This is a genomic window from Myxococcus sp. CA005, from assembly GCF_006518205.1.
In the GTDB taxonomy this organism is placed as follows: domain Bacteria; phylum Myxococcota; class Myxococcia; order Myxococcales; family Myxococcaceae; genus Myxococcus; species Myxococcus xanthus.
Map to the genome: position 1 here is coordinate 19,608 of NZ_SRLV01000050.1, position 22,381 is coordinate 41,988.

The following is a 22,381-nucleotide window of genomic DNA, read 5'->3' on the forward strand; positions in this document are numbered from 1 at the left end:
CCAGTCCACGCTGAAGGGACGCCATGGGTTGCCCTTGAGGTCAGAGCCTTCAGATTGGCAGTGGAGGTTGCGTGTGCATGGCGCTTCAGCCCGAAGTGAGCAGGTGGGACGTCACGCCTTCGGAGGCGGTGGAGCTGCAGCGCCGGCTGCGTGAGCAGTTGGTGCTCCGGCCGCCCCCTGGGCTGAAGGTGGAGCGCATCGCGGGCGCGGACATCTCCACGGAGAAGGGGAAGGACACCGGCTTTGGTGGGTTCGTCGTCCTGGACGTGGAGACGTTGGCGCCGGTGGCCCAGTCTGAGGCCGTGGTGACGTTGCACTTTCCCTACGTGCCGGGCCTGCTGTCCTTCCGCGAGCTGCCCACCATCGCCGCTGCCTGGGAACGGCTCACGGTGCGCCCCGATGTGGTCATCTTCGATGGACAAGGCACCGCCCATCCCCGGCGCATGGGGATTGCGTGTCACGGAGGGTTGCTGTTCGGCGTGCCATCCATCGGCTGTGCCAAGTCCCTGCTGGTGGGGACGCACGGACCGCTGGGCGAGGCGAGAGGCTCCACCGCGCCCCTCATGCACCGGGGCGAGGTCGTGGGCATGGCGGTGCGCACGCGCAAGGGCGTGCAGCCCGTCTACGTGTCCCCGGGCCACCTGATGGACCTGCCCACGGCGGTGGAGTGGGTGCTCAAGGTGAGCCCGAAGTACCGCGAGCCGGAGACCACGCGGCATGCGCACCGGCTGGTCAACGCACTCCGTCGCGCGGACGGAGAGGCCGCCGAACTGGAGTAGGTGCCGGCCCCTGATTTTGACCGCCGTCCCAACCGACTCTATGTCCGGAGGTGGCTCCATCGCGTGGGGCCTCAAGGAACGGCGGCTCGGGCGTCTGTCTCCCTGGCCGCCCTTCCCGCCAGCCCGTACTGGCGGTAGCACCTCAGGCCGCGAAACAGGGCTGGGGCCAGGGCGGGAGATGTCATTGGGAGCGCCAATGCGGAGGTTGTCGTCACCTTGGAGTGAGCTGGCGTCGCATTACGCCGTGGTGGTGGTGGGCTCGGGGTACGGAGGGGCCATCACCGCCAGCCGATTGGCTCGCGCGGGCCAGCAGGTCTGTGTCCTGGAGCGAGGCCGGGAGCTCCTGCCCGGTGACTACCCGCGCACGGACGCCGAGTTCATGTCCGAGTTCCAGGTTCACTTCGACCCCGAAGCCGCCGCCGATGTGGGCAGTCCGACGGCCTTGTTCGAGCTCCACCGGGGCGGGGATGTCTCCGTCGTCACGGGCTGCGGCCTGGGCGGGACGTCGCTCATCAATGCCAACGTGGCCATGCGGCCGGACCCTCGCGTGTTCCTGGATGGGCGTTGGCCGGACGCGTTCCGCGCCGACGTGGACGGCTTGCTGGAGGACGGCTTCGCTTGGGCCGAGCACATGCTGCGGCCATTGCCCTATCCGGAATCCGCGCCGCCGCTGGCCACGCTGTCGGCGCTGGCGAAATCGGCGGAGAAGCTGGGCGGCACCTTTCGCCGGCCTCCCCTGGCCGTCACCTTCGAGGAGGGCGTCAACGCCGCGGGGGTGCGTCAGGGCGCTTGCACGTTGTGCGGTGACTGCATGACGGGCTGCAACTTCGGCGCGAAGAACTCCGTGCTGATGAACTACCTGCCGGACGCGCACCGCCATGGGGCGAAGCTCTTCACCGAGGTGGGCGTGCGCTACCTGGCGCGCGATGGTGCCCGGTGGCGCGTGTACTACCGGCCGATGAACGCCGGCCGCGAGCGGTTCGATGCGCCAGACCTGTGGTTGACCGCCGACCGCGTCATCCTCGCGGCGGGGACCATGGGCACCGCGGAGCTCCTGCTTCGCTCGAAGGCGCTGGGGTTGTCCCTCTCCGGGCGTCTGGGCCAGCGTTTCAGCAACAACGGGGACGTGATGGCGTTCGGTTACAACACGGACGTCCCGGTCTATGGCGTGGGTCTGGGCGAGGCGCCCTCCGCGGGGCGCGAGCCCGTGGGTCCCACCATCACCGGTATCATCGATGACCGGGCCACGCTGCGGCAGGAAGACGGCATGATCATCGAGAACGGCGCGATTCCCGCCGCGCTCGCGCGTCCCGTGACGGCGCTGCTCGCCGCGGCGTCGGCCATCGCCGGGCAGGACACGGACCGGGGCGTCATCGACCGGGTTGGGGAACTGGCGCGCATCGCGGACAGTGCCGTGCGCGGCCCGTACCACGGGGCCATGCGCAACACGCAGACGTTCCTCGTGATGTCCCATGATGACGGCGCGGGTGAACTGCGCCTGTCGGGTGACCGGGTCCGCGTTCACTGGCCAGGCGCGGGGCGGCAGGCCGTCTTCACGCGGGTGGATGAACGCCTGCGTCGCGCCACGGAGGCGCTGGGCGGGACCTTCGTGCGCAATCCGCTCTGGAACAAGCTCACCGGCCACGAACTGCTGTGCACCCATCCCTTGGGCGGGTGCGCCATGGGCGAGCGCGCGGAGGAGGGCGTGGTGGACCACGAGGGCCGCGTCTTCGCGGGGCCCGAGGGCACGGAGGTCCACGAGGGCCTCTACGTCAGCGACGGCTCCGTGATTCCCAGGCCGCTGGGCATCAACCCGCTGCTCACCATCTCCGCGGTGGCGGAGCGCACCGTGGCGCTGATGGCCCGGCGGCACGGTTGGAGCGTGGACTACTCGCCGGTTCCGGAGGCCCCGGGGCCGCGGCCCACGCAGCCCCTGGCCGTGCAGTTCACCGAGACCATGTACGGCTACATCTCCGCGGGGGCCGACGAGGACTTCCTGCGAGCCGGGGACCCCGCGCGCAGGGATACGTCGCCGTTCCGCTTCATCGTCACAGTGGACTCACGGGACCTGGAGGAGACGCTCGCGCATCCGCTGCACCCCATGCAACTGTCGGGCTGCGTGGTGGCGCCCGTGCTGTCCTCCCGTCCGATGACGGTGGAGCGGGGCGTGCTGCACCTGATGACCCACGAGGGCGCTCGTCCTGGCGGACGGCGGATGCGCTACCAGCTCCCGCTGGTCTCCGAGTCCGGCGAGCGCTTCTTCGTCGACGGCTACAAGGACGTCCATGACGACGACGGTCCGGACTTGTGGGTGGACACCACGCGGCTCCTGGTGTCCATCTTCCGCGGCGAGGACGCTTCGGGGCGCTGCATCTTCAGGGGCTACCTGCGGCTGAACGCCAAGGACTTCGCCGTGCAGCTCTCCACCCTACGGGTGCTCCATGCCCAGGGTACGGTGCAGCGGCTGGCCGCGCTCGCCCGCTTCGGACGTTTCTTCTTCGGGGAACTCTTCGAGACGTACGTGCGCAGCAAGGCCGCGTAGCGGGCGGGGAGGCGGCGGCACGGCTTTCGTACCGCTACGTCGTGCTCCTTCTGGATGGCGTGGGCACCGTGAGGCGCACACGCCATTTCATGAAGGAAGGACAGCCCATGCCCAATGACCGTGAGCAGGGAAAGGGCGCTCCGCAGGGCAGCGAGCGTCAGGCCAGCCGCCGGGATACGCCCATCGAGGTCCGCAGGCGGCTGCGGCACGAGTCACGCACGAGCCAGACGTACGCGGCCTTCATCAAGCACCTGTGCGAGCGAGGCGGCATGTCACCCGCCGTGGCCGAGAAGGCCGCGGTGTCCGTCCTCTGCGCTTTGGAACAGCGAATCCTCAGTGAGGAGGCAAGCGACCTGGAGGACCAGCTTCCTCGCAAGCTGACCCTGCTGCTGCACCGCTGTGAGAAGCACGAGGAAGAGCTGCCTCCCAAGTTCCACCGCGAGCACCTTCTGCGTCGGGTCGGCGAGGACCTGAGCCTTCATCCAGACGCGGTGGAGCCGGTGGTTCGCGCGGTGATGGATGCCGTCCGCCACCAGATAACCGAAGGGGAGTCCGAGGACGTCATGGGCCAGCTCCCGCCGGACATCCGCGACCTCTGGACGCGCACCGTCTGAAGACTCAAGCGAGGCCGCTGGGGGTATGGCGGATGCCAGAGGCGCTGCGAAGCGCCTCCGCCCACCAGGGCTCGGCCGCCACCAGGACGTCTCGGCCTCGCAGCCGCGCCACCATGCCCTCGGGCGCCACGACGGAGAAGCGCAGGGGCTTCCCGAGCGCGGAGGTGAGCGCGGCCGTGGTGCTTTCATCCTCGGCGGAGAAGCCGAGTGGACCGTCGGGGTGACTGTGCGCCACCTCTTCAAGGACGTCACGCAGCCGCCAGATGGCTTCCCAGCGGGCGCGTGAGTCGGGCAGTTGATTCGGGCTGTCGGACGCGTCGCACCACAGCACTTCGCCGCCGTGGCCGATGAGCAGGCAGACCTCTCGTGTGGACATGGCCGTCTCCTCAGGCATGCCGGGTCACCACCAGGACATCCGTTTCAATGGCCTCGCGAATGACGGACGGCAGGCTCTCCAGCGTGACATCTCCGTCCGCACCGGCCAGGCAGATGCCCGCGTCCAGGACCTGGAGCGAGTCCGCCGCGACGATGGAGACGAAGCGCTCCCCCATGAAGGCATACGTCACCTCCAATCGCTGGCCCGCGAGCCGCCGCAGGTCCAGCGGACGAGCGCCCGCGTTCACCAGCGCCTGCTGTGCGCGCTGCATGCCATCCTCCCTCGGATTCCCGCGGACGCCCCGCGTCGCCAGACGGGCCATGCGTCGCTGGGCTTCCTCAATCAACTCCGCGGACCGGGCCCGCCGCTCGGCGTCCTCTCGCTCCTGTCTCGTCCGTGCCGCCTGGGCCTCACGTTCATGGTTCAGACGCCGCAGGCAGTCCTCCGCCGGAACGCGGCCGCCCTCAGCCACCGCGAGTATCCGGCCTCGGACCTCGGCGGGTGCGAAGCGGATGCCCACGTCGCGCGAGACACGCTCCAGCAGGGCGTAGCCAAACGCGGCCCGCAGGGGGGCACTCACGCCCCGAATGTGGGCGAGGGGTTGGTTCTGCTCCAGCGCGAGGCGTGCCGCGCCCTCGGCTTCGCTTTCGAAATCCACGCCTTCGAAGAGCAGGGCGCCGTCAAACCATCGGCGCGCGCTCACCGGAGCCAAGCGCGGCGGCTCCTCCTCCGGCATCAGTTCCAGGGGCTCCGCCACGGCGCCATCTCGCACCAGCCGGCGTCCCCAGGCATGGCCCCGCACGCGCGGCAGCGCCTCCAGGCACTCGGGCTCGGAGGGTTCACGCGGCGTGGCGTCTCGTCCCTTCACATCGAAGCGCCACCACCCCGGGGTGACCGGGGTGGTGACACGGAGGCGTCGCGAGGCTGAATCCACGGTGCCACCGCCCAGATACGGCAGCACCACCGACTCCACCTTCCCGAGGAACTTCCGGTAGTCCACGACGCCTCCTCCTTCCTCACTGCGTTGGCGTCACGCCACCTTCAGCAGCGGCGTGCGCATCACCCGCTCCACCCAGCCGGACTGGGCGGTTCCAGGCAGCGTGGGCGCATCCATCAGCGCCTTGAGCACCCGGGTGACCTGGTACGGGTCCTCGAACTGGTCCACGTTCACCTCGCTGAAGGGCACTCGCAACTGCGCGGCGCAGCTTCGAACCGTCGAGCCCCGCGCATGTGCCACCGACACCAGCAGGGCCATCGCCGACACCGGGATGCGGAGGTCACGGAATGCCCGGGCGAACTGGTCGCCTGCCTCTCCGGCCTCGTCTCCCACCACGATGACCACCAGCTTCGCGTCCTCCGGCACGCGAACGCCGTCACGATGCAACGCGTACAGCGCGGACGCGTGCGCCGTTCCTCCCGACGCCCGCAGCCCCGCCAGCATGTGCTGGACGGCGATGCGGTTGGCGGCCTTGGGACGCAGCACCGTTCCCAGGGTGTCGAACGCGGCGATGTGCAGCTTGTCCATCGGGAAGCCCGCGAGGATGCGCGACAGCGCCTCCTTCGAACTCTCGATGGCCCCCTCCATGGAGCCCGACTTGTCGATGAGGAACATCACCCGCACGTCGGTCTCCGCCGTCGCCTCCGCCACGGCCTGCCGTGCCGCGTTGTCGCTGGCCTCCTCCAACTTGCGCCGCAGCACCGCGCTGCGGACGTTCTTCGCGATGTTCAGCGCCCGCTGGTCCGTGGCCGTGTGCACCGCCTTCTCCCAACGCGCGCGGATGGCCGGGTCCGTCAGCAGGCCCAGTTCCTCGAGCGTGGGCGTCATCAGCCGCAGGTCACGGTCCGACAGCGAGGGCAGCAGCGCCGCCATGATGGCCGGCGTGAGACCCACGTCCTTCGGCAGCCGGCCCACGACCTCCTTGTAGGAGAGGCGCTCCAGGTCGATCCACTCGCAGATTTCCGCCTCAGACAGGCCGTCGAAGCGCTCGCGCTTGACCAGCGTCAGCCCATTCAGGCCCACCTCGCGGTGGCCCTGCGCGGACTGCTTCTGCTTCCAGCCGAGCACCTCGAAGAAGCCCTGCGCGCGCGGCTTGTAGCCTGCCTTGCGCGCCAGCTTCTTCAGCGTCTCCTTGTAGCCCGCCTTCACCAGGCCCTGGAGCATGGGCATGTTGGCCTCACGCGCCGCCAGCCACTTCGACGCCACGCGCTTCCAGCGGCCCAGCGGCGCCTTTCGGGACGCCGGGTCACCAAAGCCCGCCTCGCGGTTGAGTCGAGCGATCTCCGGATGCTCCAGCAGCTCCGCCACGCGCAGCACCGCCTTGGGCGTGAGCATGCGCGTCGACTTGCGCTCGTAGTGGAGCACCATCGCCTCGCCAATGGCTCGCCAGTCGTCGTCGTGGAAGGCCACGCCGCCCTGTTCGTCGCGCACGGGCTGGCCCGCGTGCTCCTGCACCAGCATGAGCGCGCACGTCGCGACCTTGAGGTCGCGCCAGTCCGTCTGGGTCAGCGCGTATGACGCGAAGTGCGCCATCAGCTCCGCGTTGAGCCGGTAGATGTCCAGGAGCTGCCGGTAGAGCTTCACCGCGGCGGGCACGAAGAGGCCCGGCTTCACCGGACGCCCCTTGTCACGCTGGAACGGCGTGGCGTGCGCCGCCGCGTACCAGGTGCCATTCACATCCAGGCCAGGCCGGTTGTGCCACAGGTGGGCGGAGCCTCCGAGCACCAGGTCCAGCAGGCGCTCGGCGGGACCGCGCTGCGACTCGGGCAGCAGCGCGTTCGGGTTCTGCGTCTGGGTCGTCATGGTGTCCCCCTAGGGACGTGCCGCGGGTCAGGCGCGGGGCGGACCACTCGCGACGAAGCGAGCGGAGTGCACCGCGCGTGGACGCACGAGTGCCTTTCGCTTCAGCGAAGGCGGCCCGTGCGAAGTGAGGATGGAGAGGAAAGGGTGCGCCCGAGTGACGAGGCCGTTCTTGGATTAACGGTCCCAGTGCTCTACCGCTGAGCTACGGAGCCACGAACGGCTCCGGCGGGATTCGAACCCGCGACAGCTGTATGGCGTGTTGGACCCCGTCGGCCGGGCGCGAAATTGATTACGAGAAGACGGACACGTCGCCGTGGACCGGAATCCGGGCCACGTCCTTGCCGCCCCGGTACGTACTCCGGGCCGGCACCGAGACGAGCTCCCAGGTGGGGAGCACCACCGCCGTCAGCGACCGTCCATAGACGCACCCGGTGTCGATACCCACCGCGTGCTCGGTGACGAGCGGCGCGTCGAAGACGGTGTGACCGAAGATGACCCGCTCCGGGCCCTTCCAGTGGTGCGTCCAGAAGGTCCAGCCATGAGGTGCCTTGGACGGCCAGTAGCTCTTGGACGCCGGAGGCCGGATGCACTGGGCATGGAGCAGGTGGTACGGGTCCTGTTTCTCGACAGGGATGTCCGGCAGCATGCCGGCGTGCACCACGATGGCGTTGTGCTCCGGCAGCCGCAGGTAGCGTGGCAGCCGGGCCATCCAGTCGTAGTGCCCGGGTTGGAGCACCCGGCGAGTCTCGAGGTGGTCGGGATGCAACCGCTCGTCCGCCCGGTGGCGCTGCTGGAGGTGCTTCTCCTCGTGGTTGCCGAGGATGGCCTCGTGCCGCATGGCCAACTCCACGCACTCGCGGCGCTTCGGGCCCCGGTCCACCAGGTCACCCGCGAAGATGATCCGGTCGCTGGAGGTCGCGCCCACCTTGCCGAGCAGCTCCACGGCTTCGTCGTAGCAGCCGTGAAGGTCTCCGATGACGATGGTGCGGCGGGACATGACGCGAATCCTCAAGAAGCGAAAAATGAGCGCCCGAGTGAAGAAGCCAGTTGGCTGATTCCAGGATCAGTGACGGACCACCCGTCGGCATACGCCCATGGGGCATATGTGTGGAGTCGAACCACGGCTTGTAGGGCCGCTTCGGCCGGGCGCTCGAAAGCGATGGGGGCGAAGACGCGGGCCCCCGCTGTTCCTGACAGGTGATTTTCCGGGGCCCAGCTTCCGCCGCCTGCTCTATAAATCCCGTCAGGAACGCCGCGCGGCTTTCGTCCGACTTCGCGGGTGCCAATTGTCCGGTGATTCCGCCGGGTTGGCGCCCCCTGCTTGTCTCGGAGGCTGCCTGCGGATGCCAACGTGGTACCTTGCCGCGCCACATCCCCGTAACCCAACATCCCGGGGCGACTTCCCCGGCGCAGCCCCCAGGTCCTTCCGGTGTACGAGCAGCTCACGGATGACGAATTGTTCGCGGAGGTGGTCCGCCGCCGCGCCACTGGCGAGCCTGTTGGCGGCCCGCTCGGGGCGTTGGTGCAGCGGTGGGCCCGACCCTCGCGGTACGTCATCAGCAAGATTCAGGCGAGCTACGGCCGTGGTTCCCCAGCGGACGCGGACGAGCTCTTCCAGGACGCGGTCGGGAAGTTCATCGACCGGGGTCTGGACCAGTTCCGCGGCGTGTCGGAGCAGATGCCCGGCCGGAGCGCGTCTCCCAAGACGTTCTTCCTGCGCATCGTCAAGCACGTGGCCATCGACTTCTACCGGAAGCACCGCGAGGAACTCGCGGCGCCTCCGTCGGACCCCGATGACGCCATGGAAGAGCCACCCTCCGAGGTGGCTCGCGCCGTCGAGTTCGGGAAGCGGCGTGAAGAGCGCGCCGAAGCCCAGGAGCTGTATTGGGCGGCATTTGCCCGCCTCCAGCAGGAGCACCCGAAGGAAGCTTCGGCTTGGGACCTGTACCACCACGAAGACGTCGAGGATCACGAAGAATGTGCCCGGCGCCTGAGCATCACCGTGGTGAACAGCTACAAGCGCGTCAGCCGGGCCCAGGCCTACCTCAAGCTCTACCTGCTGGACCTTCATCGCGAGTCGCATGGGGAGGAAGCGTGAGCCGCCTCCTTCCCCGCCACACCCGGGGTACCCAGGAGGAATGAACCCATGATTGTTGGAGATACGCTGTCCCGCTATTCCGCCCGCCGCTCGCAGCTCCTGTCGGGCACGGCTTCTCCCGGTGAAGTGCTCGAGGCGGCGGGTGACCTGCTGCGCCGCCGCTCCCGGTTGGAGACCGAAGGTGTGGACGCCGCCCTGCGGGGCCTGGGTCGATCTCAGGTGGAAGCCTGGTTGAAAGCGCAGAAGCCCCAGTCGCTGCAGCCGGTGCTGCTGAGGGCGGCGGAAGAAGCTGTCGAGGTGGCGCTCGACGGCGGTGAAGAGGCGGACATGTGGCGGGTCTCCGCGCTGGAGGGACTTTCCGCTCGCGACCGGGCCGCCTCCGCCGCACACGCCCTGGCCGTCTGGGAGGGCTTTCACGGTGCCCTCGACGGCGAGTCCGCGCAGCTTCGAGACCGCTTTCTCGCCGCGCTCCAGAGTCTGGACTCAGCACTCCGTCCCCGAGCGCGTTGGTTCATCCCACTCAATCCGCAGCGCCGGCAGGAGCGCGACCTCATCGAGCCCGCCGAGCAGGACGCCGCCTGGTGGTTCTCCGCGCGCGCCGGCTGCGATGACCTGGTCGCCACCTGGACGGCCAATCCCCAGACGCTGACGGCCCATCTTCAGGACTGCGACGCGTGCCGCGCGGACATGGCGGACGCCGCGCCCGTGGACATGCCCCCCCGCCGGCACCTCACCGCGGACGACCTCTGGCGCCTCGACATGGGGCTGCTGTCCGAGGACGAGCGGACCCGGCTGGATGCGCACACCGCGCGCTGTGGCGAGTGTGCCCAGGCCGTGCTGGCGCTGGACGAGGGCGAGGCGGCCATCGAGGAAGCGCTGGACATGGAGGAGGACGGGACGGTGGCCCGCTCCGCGCGCACCTCGCGCGCGCCTGTCTCCCACCGCGCTCACGCCGCCCGCCTGCCGGAGCAGCGCGAGGTGCTGGATGAGCGCCGCGACTTTCGCGTGGTGCTGGTGCGCGAGCGTCAGCGCGTGCGCCTGCTGGTGCAGCCCCTGTCTGGCCGGACGGTGACGGCGGCGGTGTTCCTGAGCCCCGGCCGTCCCTCGCTCAAGCCGGCCCATGGGCCGGAGGGCATCGCCTTTGATTTGACGTCCGCGTCGTCCACCGGCGCGCGCTCTGCCCACCTGTCCGTGCAGGCGGGGAGCGAAACCCTGGAGCGCGACTTCGCCTTCTGACGGGAGGTCCCCGTTTCACGCCGGGGCCCGTGGTCACGGGCCCTCCGCGCTCAGGGCGACGGGGGGAGCGCGGTCCGCTCCGTGTCGAGCGCTTGACGGCTGCGCACGGGGGGCCGCGGAATGGGAATGCTCCCCGCAGGCAACGTGGGGCTGAAGCCATTCACCAGGAGGGCGATGATGAGCTGCGCGTTGGGTGGGCGGGTGCCGAGCGCCGCGCCGCAGACATCCAATTGGTCCAGCACCCGGGGGCCTTCGGTGCGCTGGTAGCGGTTGCACGTGGTGCCCACCTGCGGGTCCAGGTGTCGCGCCATCTCACGCATGGTGCGGCCCCAGCGCATGGTGAGCTTCTCTGGCGTGAGCTGGATGTTGACGGGCTCCCCACCCCACGTCCCCTCGATGAGGGTGCGCCGTCCACCAGCCTTCAGCTTCAGCTCGAGCGCGCGCTGTCCCAGCGTGCCCGTCACCGCGATGCCGTGCTCGTAGACCTCCTCGCCGAGGATGCTTACCCAGACGCCGTCCTTGCGCCGGGTGTACGGCTTGTCCGCGGCGATGCGGCCGTGGTTGAACCAGACGTCACCCACGCGGCCCAGTGGCAGTTGGTCGTTCTTCGCCACCGGCGCGGGTTCGTCCTCCAGTCCTGACGGACCGGCGGCGGCCACCACCGGCCGCGAGGCCAGCAGGTCCGTCACCGGCACGGACGTGTCGACGACCTCGAAGCGCACGCCGTCCAGCCAGGCCTGTCCCGTACCGCTCATGATGAGGCCAGCCATGATGGTGGTGGCTTCCTTCGGGACGTCCAGCACCACGTCGTAGCGCTTGCAGCCCGCGGTGCCCACCAGGGCGCGTGACTGCATGTTGTCGAAGGCCAGGGGCTGCTTCGGGTCGGGCCCTTCCACGCGCATCCACAGGCCTGCCCAGCCCTCCACGTCCTTGATGCGGAGCGCGCCGGAGAAGCGCAGCCGCTTGCCCCGGAAGTCATGCGCGCCGAAGGCCTGCATGAAGGTGCCGTAGCCATTCTCATCCGGCGACAGCGAGCGGAGGTAGGCGCTGCGGTTGCCTTCGCACGTGGCGCTGCTGTCCACGCCGGCCTCGTAGCGCTTGGGGGCGCTCTCCGTCACATACCAGCCGACTGGCAGCTTCTGGGCGCCTTCCGACGGCTGCGCACCGGCCCCGGTGGAGGCCAGCGCGAGCAGCAGGGCGGCGAGTTTCTTCCGGAAGTCCATGACGGGAATCCTCACAGCGACACGGGGCGGCGCGCGCTCAGCGCACCCTCGGGGAGGCCAGTGCGGGCCTCATAGCGCGGGACTTCACCCGTGCCCCAGGGATATTGGACGAGCAGCCCACGCTCCTCGGCCGCCTGGGTACAGGACGCCTGTGTGGCCAGGTCCGGGCACGCCACGACGATGGACTGCGGCTCGGCAACCTCCAGCTCCAATTCCACCGAGGGAGGCTCGACGTGAAGGGCCAGCGTCCTGGGAGAGGCGGGCGGTTGCCGGCCACCGGGCAACACGACGAAGGCCCAGGCCGCCGCCGCGGCCAGTGCGGCACCGGCCAGGCCGGCCGTGAGACGTCGAGTCTCCCAGCGGGCCGGGCGGAGGACGTGGACGGCGGGCGCATAGGTGTTGGCGACTTCGTGGAGTTGCTCCGACAGCAGGGCTTCTTCCTGGAGCAGGCGGGCGCACGGCTCACATTCCAGCGTGTGCGCCTCGAGGCTCGCGGCCTTCTCCGGTGCCAGCGCCCCCAGGACGTACTGCTCCGCGGAGTCGCGGGTGAGGTGGGGCTTAAGCATGGGTTTCCTCCTCGAGCGCGGTGCGCAGCTTCTTGCGGACCTCGCACAGGATTTGCCGCACGCGCTGGACCGACAGGCCAACGCGTGAGGCGATTGCGGCATGAGGGAGCTCCTGGCCGTCACAGGCCAGGAGGAAGACGTTTCGTGCGCTGGGAGACACCTGCGCCAGCGCAGCATGTGCGCGGGAGAGTTGCTCCTCGGTCAGCAGGCGCCGCTCCGCGGACACGGACGGGTCCACCGGGTGGTGACGCTCCGGCAGTTCATCCACCGCCCCGGCAATGGACTCGCGACGGGCCCGTCGTGCGTCGTCCGCGGCCAGGAAGGCCGCCTGGGTGAGGGCGAGGTTGGGCAGGCGAAGCTCCGTCAGCAGCCCGCGCTGCTGTTGCTGGATGAGCCGCGCCCAGGTCTCCTGGGCCAGCTCTTGCGCCCGGTCCACCCGGACGCCACGTGCGAGCAGCGATACCACGACCCGCCGGTGATGGCGTGCGACCAGCGCGTCCCAGGCCGCCCTCTCACCCGTCAGGGCGCGCCGCGCGAGGAGGGCTTCATCCTCCCCGGGCGCCGTCGCCTCGGCTGGCTCGTCGGCTTCCTTTGACAATCGCAGCGTCGTCATCCGCAGGCCCTGCACGGCTGCACTCATGCCGTCTTCCCGTCGCTCAGAGGCGTCCGGGGAGCACGCCTGCTCCCCGGTGTCCCCAGAACGTGTGTCCGGCGCGGACATATCGATGGGGGCAGGGAGGATGTGGGGCGGGGTGGGCAAGGGTCAGTTGACTGCGGGACTGTCTCCCGACGCCCAGCGGAGGTTGGAGAGCTTCACCACGCCCTGGCAGCGGCCGCACACACGGCCTTCACCGTCGTACACCCAGGCGGTGGCGAAGAGGAGGGACACCGTCTGGCTGTCGATTTCGGACTCCACGCGCAGACTGTCGCCGGTGACGGCGCGCTCGAAGCTCATGGACAACTGCACGGTGGCGCAGCGCCGGCCCGGGTCCACTAGGGCGCCGGTGCAGCCCACGGCGTAGTCGAAGAGGGCGGCGAGGATGCCTCCGTTGACGGCGCTGGCGCTGCCGGCGCCGCCCCGGTGTTCGGGCCGAAGTTCGGGGATGGTGACGACCACCTTCCGGCCCTCCGGAAAGCTGAGTTGCGCGCCGAAGAGGCGCAGGGTGAGGCTCTGGGAGAACTGCTCGGCGTAACGGTCCAGGTCAGCCTGGGATGGCCTCGGAGGGGCGCCGGACGTGGAGTCGGACATGGAGTCGCACCATTATATAAGCGCACCGCATGCCTTGGGGGCCGAGCGGCCGGGCGGGACTGCGGAAGGGCGCCCATTGGTGGGGGAAAGACGTTAGAAGCATGGGTTCCCTCCCGAATGTCTCCCGCGAACCCACACGAATCCGCCCTCCTCGAAGACCTCAATGCGCCGCAGCGCGAGGCCGTGTTGCATGGTGACGGCCCCCTGCTCGTCCTGTCAGGGGCGGGCAGCGGCAAGACGCGCGTCATCACCCGGCGCGTGGCGTATCTGGTGAAGGTCCACAACGTCTACCCGTGGCGCATCCTGGCCGTCACCTTCACCAACAAGGCGGCGCGGGAGATGCGCGAGCGCCTGGTGCAGTTGCTGGGGGCCCAGGCGAACGAGCTGGTGGTGAGCACCTTCCACTCGGCGGCGGCGCAGATTCTCCGCCGAGAGGCGGAGCACGTGGGGCTCACCCGCTCCTTCGTCATCTACGACGACTCGGACCAGCTCAACGTGGTGAAGCGCGCCATGCGCGAGGCGGGCATCGAGTCCATGCAGCCGCGCGAAATCCTCCACCGCATCGACCAGGAGAAGAACGCGGCCCGGCTCCCGGAGCACATGCAGGTCGCGCCCGGCGACGAGCGGGGCCAACTGGTGCGCAAGGTGTACGCGGCCTACCAGGAGCGGCTGCGCGCGGCCAACGCGGTGGACTTCGGAGACCTGCTGCTCCTGCTGGTGACGCTGTTCCGCACCCGGCCGGACGTGCTGGAGAACTATCGGCGCCGCTTCCACCACGTGCTGGTGGATGAGTTCCAGGACACCAACCCGGTGCAGTACGCGCTGCTGAAGCAACTGGCGCCGCCCCCTTCCGCCAACCTGGTGGTGGTGGGCGACGACGACCAGTCCATCTACCGGTGGCGTGGCGCGGACGTGGACAACATCCTCGGCTTTCCGCGGCAGTACCCCGGCGCGAAGGTGGTCAAGCTGGAGCAGAACTACCGCTCCGACCAGAACATCCTGGACGCGGCGCATGAGGTCATCCGGAAGAACACGCGGCGCATGGAGAAGAAGCTCTGGTCCGAGCGCCAGCGGGGCCAGACGCTCAACCTGATGCTCAACCGCGATGAGCGGGCCGAGGGGCAGGAGGTGGCGCGGCAGATTCTGGCGCTGCAGCGGGAGGGCTTCATCAAGCTCTCCAGCATGGCGGTGTTCTACCGGGCCAATGCGCAGAGCCGCGTGTTGGAAGAGGCGCTGCGTCTGGCGCGCGTCCCGTACACCCTGGTGAGCGGACGCAGCTTCTATGACCGGGCGGAAGTGCGGGATGCCTCCGCGTATCTGCGGCTGATGGTGAACCCGCGCTCGGACGCGGACCTGCTGCGCATCATCAACATCCCGGCGCGTGGCATTGGCGACACCACGGTGGAGCGGGTGACGGACTTCGCCAACGCGCGCGGCGTGAGCCTCTACGAGGTCTTGTCCCAGCCGGAGCAGATTCCCGCGCTCAATGGTGCCGCGGTGAAGCGGCTCAAGGGCTTCCGCAACCTGCTGGAGTCCCTGACGGCCTTCGCCCAGACGAACGAGGAAGCCGCGGGCGCGGTGGACCAGATGCTTCGCGAGACGAAGCTGGTGGAGACGCTTCAGGCCGAGGGCAGCGACGAGTCTCAGACGCGCGCGGAGAACCTCCGCGAGTTCCTGGGCGCGGCGCAGGAGTTCGACCTGAACCGGGCGGCCGCGGCGGTGGCGGCCGCGGCGAATCCCCCCAGCGACGTTCCTCCCGAAGTGGACGCGGCCCCGCTGACGGCGGACGTGCCGGCGCTGCAGGCCTTCCTGGAGCAGATTTCGCTGGTGGGCGAGGCGGACGCGGAGGTGGGCGACGGCCGGGTGGCGCTGATGACGCTGCACGCGGCCAAGGGCCTGGAGTTCGACGCCGTCTTCCTCACCGGCATGGAGGAGAACGTCTTCCCGCACTCGCGCGCGGTGAAGTCCGAGTCCACGTTCCTGAACGAGGTCGCCTCGGCGGATGGGGAGCCCTCGGAGGAGATGGCCGAGGAGCGGCGCCTCTGCTACGTGGGTTTCACGCGCGCGCGAAAGCGGCTCTTCGTGAGTCTGGCCCAGTGTCGCTCGCTGTTCGGTGAGCTGCGCTACAACGCGCCCAGCCGCTTCCTGCGGGATGTGCCGCCGGCGCTGTTCGGCATCAGCGAGCAGGAAGTCCCCGAAGCGCCTCGGCCCATGGTGCCCTCCACGCAGCGCAGGCGGACCTGGGACGAGGATGACGGGCCGCGCATCGACCGCTCGTACTCGCAGGCGTCGTCGGACATGGACGGCGTGGGCGGGGACGTGCGCGGCATGCGCGTGCGCCACGAGCAGTTCGGCGTGGGCCGCGTGGTGTCCGCGGACGGCAACGGCCCCAACGCGAAGGTGACGGTGGAGTTCGGTGGAGGCGTGGGCCTCAAACGCATCATCGCCCGTTTCCTGATACCGGGCTGAGAAGCGGGCACCCGAGTGGACAAGCCGGTTTGGAGACTTGTGGGAGCGACAAAAGAAAGCCCGCGCGCCTGACAGGGCGAATGCGCTGGTGGCAGAGTCCGGCGTGTGAGACTCGCCTCGCTGACCTGGTGCCTCCTGCTGGTGTGGTGTGGCTTCGGCTGTTCGCGAAGCTTCTCCTCGCAGGACCTCGGTGTGCGGTACGAGCCGCCCTCGGGCATGGACCTGCGCTCCGTGGAGGCCGGGCCCCCGGCGCTGGCCCGCTTTGACGGGGGATTGGAGCTGCGCTCGGTGCGCGGCGCGGCGCCCGCCCTGGATGCAGGCCCGGAGGCCGTGCTGGCGGCGGCGGGGTTGAAGGCGCCCGGAAAGTTGCTTCAGGACACGGAGGGTACGCTCCCGGCGGGGCCCGTGGCGCGCTACGAATTCTCACAGACGGGCGGCGCGCGCACGCTGGTGTACTTCGTGCCCAGGAAGGACGGCTTCGTCCTGGTTACCTTCTCCGCGCCCGAGCGTGACTACGGCACGCTGTCCGCCCGCGTGGAGCGCTCACTGTCGACACTGCGAATGTGGTGAAGCCCGCGGCGGCGTCGTCCTGATTGGAGGCTCAAGGGTCGGTCTTGCGCAGCCGCCACGACAGCACGCGGCCATCCAGTCCCAGGACGATGACCTGGTCGCCGAGTACCACGGGGCGGGTGCGCAGCGGCGTATCCGCGCGGACCGAGAAGGCCTGCGCCCAGGTCGTCGTGTTCAACGCGATGAGCCGTCCCTGACGCCCGCTGGTGGGCACCAGCAGCAGGTCCTCTCTCACCGGCGTCACCTCCGAGATGAGCGGGTCGGGCAGCGTGATGCGCGCCACCTCCTTTCCGTTCGAAGGGGACAGGCCGACGAGCGCGGAGACCTCTCCAGCCGTGCCGACCCACACCGTTCCCAGCGCCAGCGAGGGGGGACTGCTCAGGGCCTCCGCGGGGGCCTGCTCCCACAGGGACGTGCCGTCCCCGAGCCGCAGCGCCAGGACGTGACCCTGGCGGGTGCTCACGTAGAGCGTGTCCCGCCACAACGTCATCCCCAGCACGTCCCGGAGGTCCCGCTGCCAGCGCTTCGCCCCATCCTGGGTGGCCAGGGCCATCAGCCCCGCGTCACCCAGCGCCACCACGAGCAGGCCGTCCTGGAGGACCGGCATGGGAAATCCACGGGGCGCAGCCGTCGGCTCGGGCTTTCCGGGTGGGGGGCGCTCCCAGTCCGTCTTCCCCGTGTCCGTGTAGAGGGAGCGGACGGACCCATCCGGCGCGACCAGGAAGACGAATTTCCCCTCCGCATCCGCCACGGGTGCGGTAAGGACAGGGGGCTCTCCGGTGAGGCGCCATTGCACCGCGCCATCCGCGAGGTTCAGCCGGACCAGGTCTCCGCCCACCGTCCCGGCGATGACACTGTCTCCCAGAAGGGCCGGGCGTGTGGCCACCTCCCTGTCCAGGGAGACCCGCCAGACGACTCGGCCGCTCCGCTCCAGGCGGACGACGGTGCCTGCCTCATTGGCGGTGAGGACGCCGTCCGGCAGGGCCACCAGCCCTGCTCGAGACGAGGCGTCCGTGGAATGGCGGAAGTCGCTCGTCGCGGGCTCCCGGCACCCCATGGCGGCCACCAATGTCAGCGCCAGGGCGGGCAGCAAGGGCGTGCATGGACAGGCGCGAGACGACATGGTTTGGAGGATGACGCAAGGAAGGAACTTGGACCATGCCTACCATTCGTGATGACGAGATTCCCAGCGCCACCGGCATTCCTTCGTCCGCCCGTCGGACGGACTTCGTGCCGCCGCCCACCCTGGCGGTGACGGAAGAGCTGTTGCGCGCACTGCCCAAGACGGACCTCCACTGCCACCTGGACGGGTCCATGCGCCTGAAGACCATCCTGGAGCTGGCCGAGCAGCAGAAAATCAAGCTGCTCGCCGACACCGAGGATGGGCTGGCCAAGGCCATCCACATGGGCGAGGTGTGCGAGAGCCTGGAGGAGTACCTCGTCGCCTTCGACGTGACGCTCTCCGTGCTCCAGACGGCCGAGTCCCTCTACCGCGCCGCCTACGAGCTGGCCGTGGACGCCGCCGCGGAGAACGTGCGCTGGCTGGAGGTTCGCTATTCGCCCGCGCTGCACCTGCAGAAGGGCCTGAAGATGACTACGGTCATCGACTCCGTGCTGGAGGGCCTGCGCGCCGCGAAGCGGGAGACGGGCATCAAGTGCGGCGTCATCGTCTGCGGCATCCGCCACATCAACCCGCAGACGTCCATGCGGCTGGCGGAGCTGGCGGTGGCCTACAAGAACCGCGGCGTCATCGGCTTCGACCTGGCCGGCGCGGAGGCGAGCTTCCCGGCGAAGGACCACCGGGACGCCTTCCAGCTCATCCTCAAGAACAACGTCAACTGCACCGCGCACGCGGGCGAGGCCTACGGCCCCGAGTCCATCTCCCAGGCCATCCACAACCTGGGCGCGCACCGCATCGGCCACGGCACGCGGCTGCGCGAGGACGGGGACCTGCTCAACTACGTCAACGACCACCGCATCCCGCTGGAGGTGTGCCCCACCTCCAACGTGCAGACGGGCGCCGTGACGAGCCTGGCGGCGCACCCGCTGAAGTTCTACTTCGACTACGGCCTGCGGGTGACCATCAACACGGACAACCGCCTCATCACCGACACCACGGTAACCAAGGAGCTGTGGACGGCGCACTCCGCGCTGGGCCTGTCGCTGGAGGACCTGACCACCATCCTCGTCTCCGGCTTCAAGAGCGCCTTCCTCCCGTTCCGGGAGAAGCAGGACATGCTGCGGGCGGTGAACGAGGAGATCGCCCAGACGCTGGCGGCCTTCGACCAGAAGCGGCACCTGGTGAAGCAGCCCGCTTGATGACGTGACGTCCGGCGTCCCGGCCCCGTGCAAGGTGCAGTCGCCTCGCGGGGCCGGCGCTGGCCGCGAGGAGGTGGCGCGTGGACCTGGAACTGGGTGGCAAGGTGGTACTGGTGACGGGTGGCTCGGAGGGGCTGGGCGCCGCGGTGGCCCGGCGGCTCGTCCGGGAGGGCGCGAAGGTGGCGCTCTGTGCCCGTGGGGCGGAGCGGCTGGAAGCCACCGCCGCGGCCCTGCGCGCCGAGGGTGGGGACGTGCTCACCGTCCAGGCCGACGTGTCGCGTGCGTGGGAGGTGGAGCACTTCGTGGATGCCGCCCACGCGCGCTTCGGGCGCATCGACGGGCTGGTGAACAACGCGGGCACCGCGGCGGGCCGGCCCTTCGCCTCGGTGAGTGACGCGGAGTGGGAGGCCGACCTCCAGCTCAAGGTCTTCGCGGCGATTCGTGCCTCGCGGCAGGCGCTGCCCTTCCTGAAGGAGTCGGGGAGCGGCGCCATCGTCAACGTGCTGGCCATCGCGGCGAAGACGCCCGGCGCAAACTCCACGCCGTCGTCGGTGTCTCGCGCGGCGGGGCTCGCCTTGACGAAGGCGCTGTCCAAGGAGTTGGGCCCGCACGCCATCCGGGTGAACGCGGTGCTGGTGGGCATCATCGAAAGTGGCCAGTGGGCGCGCCGTGCCAAGGAGGTGGGTAAGCCCATGGAGTCCTTCCTGCAGGAGATGGCGCGTCACGCCGGGATTCCGCTGGGCCGGGTGGGGAAGGCGGAGGAGTTCGCCGATACCGTGGCCTTCCTGCTGTCGCCCCGTGGTGGCTACATCAGCGGCGCGGCCATCAATGTGGATGGCGGCCTGTCCGCGGCCGTCTGATTTCCCTTCGTCAGGAACGGGCCGGGTGCCCGTGTGTGGATGATGAAGACGGCTTCGCGCCGTCTGGCGACCGCGGCTGCTGACCCCTGGTCCCTCATCTCTCCGTCACGTCCCCCTGGGTGTGCCCGTCTTCGGGCCCCGGGGCATTCCTGAGTTGGGTCATGCAGCCGAAACTGAACCGGCTTCTCCGGGCGCTCGCCCGCGAGGGGCTCGAGGTCGCCTATGACGGCCGCCTCTATTCCGTCCGCCTCCTGGGTGACGCTCACGCGCCGCCCGCCGAAGTCCTTCTCCCGCCGGACCTGCCCGTGGAGGGCAAGGCCTTCCAACAACTCGCCCAGCTCGCGGCCCTGAGGCACCCCGGTGGTGGCGAGGTGCTGCGGGTACGTGCCACGCCCGACTTCCACCCGGGAGACTCCGGGGTGGCCATTGGCTCGGTGCTCCACACGCGCGGGCTGGTGGTGCCCGGCGCCATTGGCACCGACATCAACTGCGGCATGCGGCTGCACGTCGCGGACATCTCCGTGGAGGACTTTCTGGCGAAGCGGTCGGCCTTCGTCGAGCGGATGAAGGGCCACTACTTCTTCGGTACGCGTGACGTCACCATGGCCTCACGGGCCTCCGAGGCGCTGCTGCGCGACGGCGTGCAGGGCTGGCTCCTGGAGACGCTGGAGCAGCCGCTGGGGTGCGCGGGACGGGCCGACCTGGCCCAGCTCGACGCGGAGGTGTCGCGCATCCACCTGGGCGGCGGGCTGAAGGGCCATCCGCGCTGGGCGCCCGAGTCCTTCACGCGCGAAGGGCTGGTGCGCGACGCGGGCCTGGCCACCATTGGCGGCGGCAACCACTTCGTGGAGGTGCAGCGCGTGGAGGCTGTGGAGGACCGGGCGCGGGCGTGGGACTGGGGCGTGCGCGAGGGACAGCTCGCGTTCATGATTCACTCTGGCAGCCGGGACGTGGGCAAGCACGTGGGCGTGGCCTGGCAGGACCGTGCGCGCCAGGCGTGGCCCGCGGGAACGCCGCTTCCGGCCAGCGGCATCCTCCCCCTGGGGGATGCGCGGCTCGTCACCGAATACCTGGAGGCGGAGGCGACGGCGGCCAACTACGCCTTCCTCAACCGCCTGCTGCTGGCGGAACTGCTGCGCCAGACGCTCAGGGAGCTCTTCGGGGACGTGGAGGCGCCGCTCGTCTACGACGTGCCCCACAACCTGACGCTGCCCTACGAGGGCGGCTGGCTGGCGCGCAAGGGCGCATGCCCGGCGGGGGCGGAGCAACCCGTCATCATCCCCGGCTCCATGGGGGCCACGTCCTTCCTCATGGTGGGGTGTGGGGATGCGCGGGCGCTGGAGTCCGCGTCGCACGGCGCGGGCCGCGCGCGCTCCCGCTTCTCCCTGTCGCGGGGCGGCGCGGACCAGAGCGAGGCCGCCCTGGGGCTGACCGGCGTGGACTGCATCACCCTTCGCGCGGAGCGTCGCGTCGAGGAGGCGCCCGCAGCATACAAGCCCATCCGTCCGGTGGTGGATGCCCAGGTGGAGGCCGGCATCGTCCGGGAGGTCGCCCGGCTCTCCCCCCTGCTCACCTTCAAGGCCTGAGCGGGGAGGGAAGGGGGGCACGTCATTTCACTTGGCGTGCTCCCCTGTCTGCGAGTGGAATGGCCGCGCGGCGGGCCCATTGCCCGCACGGCATCTCACGCGGCATCGAGGGGAACTGGGGACCATGGAGAACACCTACGGAACGATGAACTCTCCCGGCGGAGCGGGCGCGAAGGAGGCCGTGTCGCTGCCGGCCATCCTGCTGATGGTCCTTTCCGCCATCACCGTGCTGCTGGGGCTCATCAACGTGCTCCAGGCCTTTGGCGGCGCGGACCCCGCCGTCGAGGAGGCGCTCAACAACCCCGACCTGCCCGAGGGGGCCCGGCAACTGCTCGCGGGCATGACGACCACGGGCGGCAAGCTGATGTTCGCGCTGCCCACGCAGGTGCTCAATGGCCTCGTCTTCTTCGGCGCGCTGAAGATGAAGAACCTGCAGAACTACGGGCTGGCGATGACCGCTGCCATCATCTCCGTCATCCCCTGCTGCGGCCCCTGCGCCTGTCTGGGCATCCCCGTGGGCATCTGGGCCCTGGTGGTGCTGAACAAGCCCGAGGTGAAGGCGGCCTTCACCTAGCCGCGGCGCCAGGCCGGCCACCGCCCCATGGCCGTGGCCGGCCGCTGCTTCTGCATCCGCACGCACGCCAACTGGACGTCGACCGTGAGTGGGCGCCGGGAGGCGTGGACGGAGGCATAGCCGTGCCGCTGATAGAAGTGTTCGGCGTTCAGGCTGGCATCCAGCCCCATCAGCGGCGCGCTGCCCCGCCAGACGGCGGACTCCAGGGCCGACAGCAATGCGGGGCCCACGCCATGGCCCGCCTCGTCTGGCACCACGTAGAGCGCTTCCAGCTCACCTAGCGCCGCGTCCACCTGGCCGAAGCCCACCGCGCGCCGGCCGCGTTCCGCCACCAGCACCGTGCGCGGACGCTCCGGCCGCAGGTAGCCCTCCGGTTTCAAGAGCCGCACCCAGGTGCTCACCTCGTGCGGCGCGTACGCGCGAAGGCACAGGGCTTCCACGGCCCGGGTGTGGATGCGCCACAGGGTGCGGCGGTCGGACTCCTTCGCGGGCCTCAGCAGGAGTCCTTCCGCGCCCATGG

At 69.8% G+C, this 22,381-nt stretch carries 21 protein-coding genes; 11 read left to right on the forward strand and 10 right to left on the reverse strand.

Going from position 1 to position 22,381, the window contains the following annotated elements:
* Window positions 1–71: 71 nt before the first annotated feature.
* The 3 genes from nfi (at window position 72) to FMQ63_RS21960 (ending at window position 3,935) form a co-directional block, all read left to right on the forward strand.
* A complete protein-coding gene (gene nfi / locus FMQ63_RS21950; RefSeq protein WP_011551614.1) occupies window positions 72–779 on the forward strand; it encodes a deoxyribonuclease V in 708 nt (235 codons plus the stop codon).
* Between the two features lie 196 nt (window positions 780–975).
* Window positions 976–3,321, forward strand: a complete 2,346-nt coding sequence (locus FMQ63_RS21955; protein WP_011551615.1) for a GMC oxidoreductase — start codon at window positions 976–978, stop codon at window positions 3,319–3,321.
* An 89-nt stretch (window positions 3,322–3,410) separates the two neighbouring features.
* On the forward strand, window positions 3,411–3,935 hold the full coding sequence (locus FMQ63_RS21960; protein WP_044277733.1) for a DUF2267 domain-containing protein: 525 nt from the start codon (window positions 3,411–3,413) through the stop codon (window positions 3,933–3,935).
* 4 nt (window positions 3,936–3,939) lie between these two features.
* Here FMQ63_RS21960 and FMQ63_RS21965 read toward each other — a convergent pair whose 3' ends face one another.
* The 4 genes from FMQ63_RS21965 to FMQ63_RS21980 form a co-directional block, all read right to left on the reverse strand.
* Window positions 3,940–4,311, reverse strand: coding sequence for a hypothetical protein (locus FMQ63_RS21965; protein ID WP_225909790.1), 372 nt, complete (start codon window positions 4,309–4,311; stop codon window positions 3,940–3,942).
* Between the two features lie 10 nt (window positions 4,312–4,321).
* Window positions 4,322–5,311 (reverse strand): hypothetical protein, encoded by a 990-nt coding sequence (locus FMQ63_RS21970; protein WP_011551618.1) that lies wholly within the window; start codon window positions 5,309–5,311, stop codon window positions 4,322–4,324.
* Window positions 5,312–5,341: 30 nt separating this feature from the next.
* Window positions 5,342–7,111 carry a VWA domain-containing protein gene (locus FMQ63_RS21975; protein WP_011551619.1) on the reverse strand — a complete coding sequence of 590 codons (1,770 nt, stop codon included), beginning with the start codon at window positions 7,109–7,111 and terminating at the stop codon, window positions 5,342–5,344.
* Window positions 7,112–7,400: 289 nt separating this feature from the next.
* Entirely contained in the window at window positions 7,401–8,108 is a 708-nt protein-coding gene (locus FMQ63_RS21980) for a metallophosphoesterase (RefSeq protein WP_011551620.1), read from the reverse strand.
* Between the two features lie 432 nt (window positions 8,109–8,540).
* Between FMQ63_RS21980 and FMQ63_RS21985 the strand changes: the two genes are divergently transcribed.
* Both FMQ63_RS21985 and FMQ63_RS21990 read left to right on the forward strand, forming a co-directional pair.
* Window positions 8,541–9,209 (forward strand): RNA polymerase sigma factor, encoded by a 669-nt coding sequence (locus tag FMQ63_RS21985; RefSeq protein WP_011551621.1) that lies wholly within the window; start codon window positions 8,541–8,543, stop codon window positions 9,207–9,209.
* Window positions 9,210–9,257: 48 nt separating this feature from the next.
* Complete coding sequence (locus FMQ63_RS21990) at window positions 9,258–10,445, forward strand: hypothetical protein (protein WP_011551622.1); 1,188 nt, start codon at window positions 9,258–9,260, stop codon at window positions 10,443–10,445.
* A 50-nt stretch (window positions 10,446–10,495) separates the two neighbouring features.
* Here the strand turns inward: FMQ63_RS21990 and FMQ63_RS21995 are convergent, their stop codons facing one another.
* Genes FMQ63_RS21995 through FMQ63_RS22010 form a run of 4 tightly spaced genes read right to left on the reverse strand, consistent with a single transcriptional unit; the run spans window position 10,496 to window position 13,483 of the window.
* The gene (locus FMQ63_RS21995) at window positions 10,496–11,668 is read right to left on the reverse strand and encodes a hypothetical protein (RefSeq protein WP_011551623.1); all 1,173 of its coding nucleotides are present in this window, start codon (window positions 11,666–11,668) and stop codon (window positions 10,496–10,498) included.
* 11 nt (window positions 11,669–11,679) lie between these two features.
* Window positions 11,680–12,234: a zf-HC2 domain-containing protein gene (locus FMQ63_RS22000; protein WP_011551624.1), complete on the reverse strand. Its 555-nt coding sequence runs from the start codon at window positions 12,232–12,234 to the stop codon at window positions 11,680–11,682.
* Window positions 12,227–12,994 (reverse strand): RNA polymerase sigma factor, encoded by a 768-nt coding sequence (locus tag FMQ63_RS22005; RefSeq protein WP_011551625.1) that lies wholly within the window; start codon window positions 12,992–12,994, stop codon window positions 12,227–12,229. Before FMQ63_RS22005 ends, FMQ63_RS22000 begins: the two co-directional genes overlap by 8 nt.
* A gap of 3 nt (window positions 12,995–12,997) precedes the next feature.
* Entirely contained in the window at window positions 12,998–13,483 is a 486-nt protein-coding gene (locus FMQ63_RS22010; RefSeq protein WP_011551626.1) for a PaaI family thioesterase, read from the reverse strand.
* A 117-nt stretch (window positions 13,484–13,600) separates the two neighbouring features.
* Between FMQ63_RS22010 and FMQ63_RS22015 the strand changes: the two genes are divergently transcribed.
* Together FMQ63_RS22015 and FMQ63_RS22020 are read left to right on the forward strand one after the other, a co-directional pair.
* Window positions 13,601–15,952, forward strand: a complete 2,352-nt coding sequence (locus FMQ63_RS22015; protein WP_011551627.1) for an ATP-dependent helicase — start codon at window positions 13,601–13,603, stop codon at window positions 15,950–15,952.
* 105 nt (window positions 15,953–16,057) lie between these two features.
* Window positions 16,058–16,522 (forward strand): hypothetical protein, encoded by a 465-nt coding sequence (locus FMQ63_RS22020; protein ID WP_011551628.1) that lies wholly within the window; start codon window positions 16,058–16,060, stop codon window positions 16,520–16,522.
* A gap of 31 nt (window positions 16,523–16,553) precedes the next feature.
* Here FMQ63_RS22020 and FMQ63_RS22025 read toward each other — a convergent pair whose 3' ends face one another.
* Window positions 16,554–17,645, reverse strand: a complete 1,092-nt coding sequence (locus tag FMQ63_RS22025) for a PQQ-binding-like beta-propeller repeat protein (protein WP_011551629.1) — start codon at window positions 17,643–17,645, stop codon at window positions 16,554–16,556.
* Window positions 17,646–17,680: 35 nt separating this feature from the next.
* Here FMQ63_RS22025 and add point away from each other — a divergent pair, with 35 nt between their 5' ends.
* The 4 genes from add to FMQ63_RS22045 all read left to right on the forward strand — a co-directional run bounded on the left by add (window position 17,681) and on the right by FMQ63_RS22045 (window position 21,861).
* Window positions 17,681–18,841, forward strand: a complete 1,161-nt coding sequence (gene add / locus FMQ63_RS22030; RefSeq protein ID WP_020477737.1) for an adenosine deaminase — start codon at window positions 17,681–17,683, stop codon at window positions 18,839–18,841.
* An 80-nt stretch (window positions 18,842–18,921) separates the two neighbouring features.
* A complete protein-coding gene (locus FMQ63_RS22035) occupies window positions 18,922–19,701 on the forward strand; it encodes an SDR family oxidoreductase (protein ID WP_011551631.1) in 780 nt (259 codons plus the stop codon).
* A 161-nt stretch (window positions 19,702–19,862) separates the two neighbouring features.
* A complete protein-coding gene (locus tag FMQ63_RS22040) occupies window positions 19,863–21,287 on the forward strand; it encodes an RtcB family protein (protein WP_011551632.1) in 1,425 nt (474 codons plus the stop codon).
* Between the two features lie 31 nt (window positions 21,288–21,318).
* Window positions 21,319–21,861, forward strand: a complete 543-nt coding sequence (locus FMQ63_RS22045) for a hypothetical protein (protein ID WP_011551633.1) — start codon at window positions 21,319–21,321, stop codon at window positions 21,859–21,861.
* Here FMQ63_RS22045 and FMQ63_RS22050 read toward each other — a convergent pair.
* Window positions 21,858–22,379: a GNAT family N-acetyltransferase gene (locus FMQ63_RS22050; protein WP_011551634.1), complete on the reverse strand. Its 522-nt coding sequence runs from the start codon at window positions 22,377–22,379 to the stop codon at window positions 21,858–21,860. The two genes, FMQ63_RS22045 and FMQ63_RS22050, sit on opposite strands and share 4 nt — an antisense overlap.
* Window positions 22,380–22,381 lie beyond the last annotated feature (2 nt).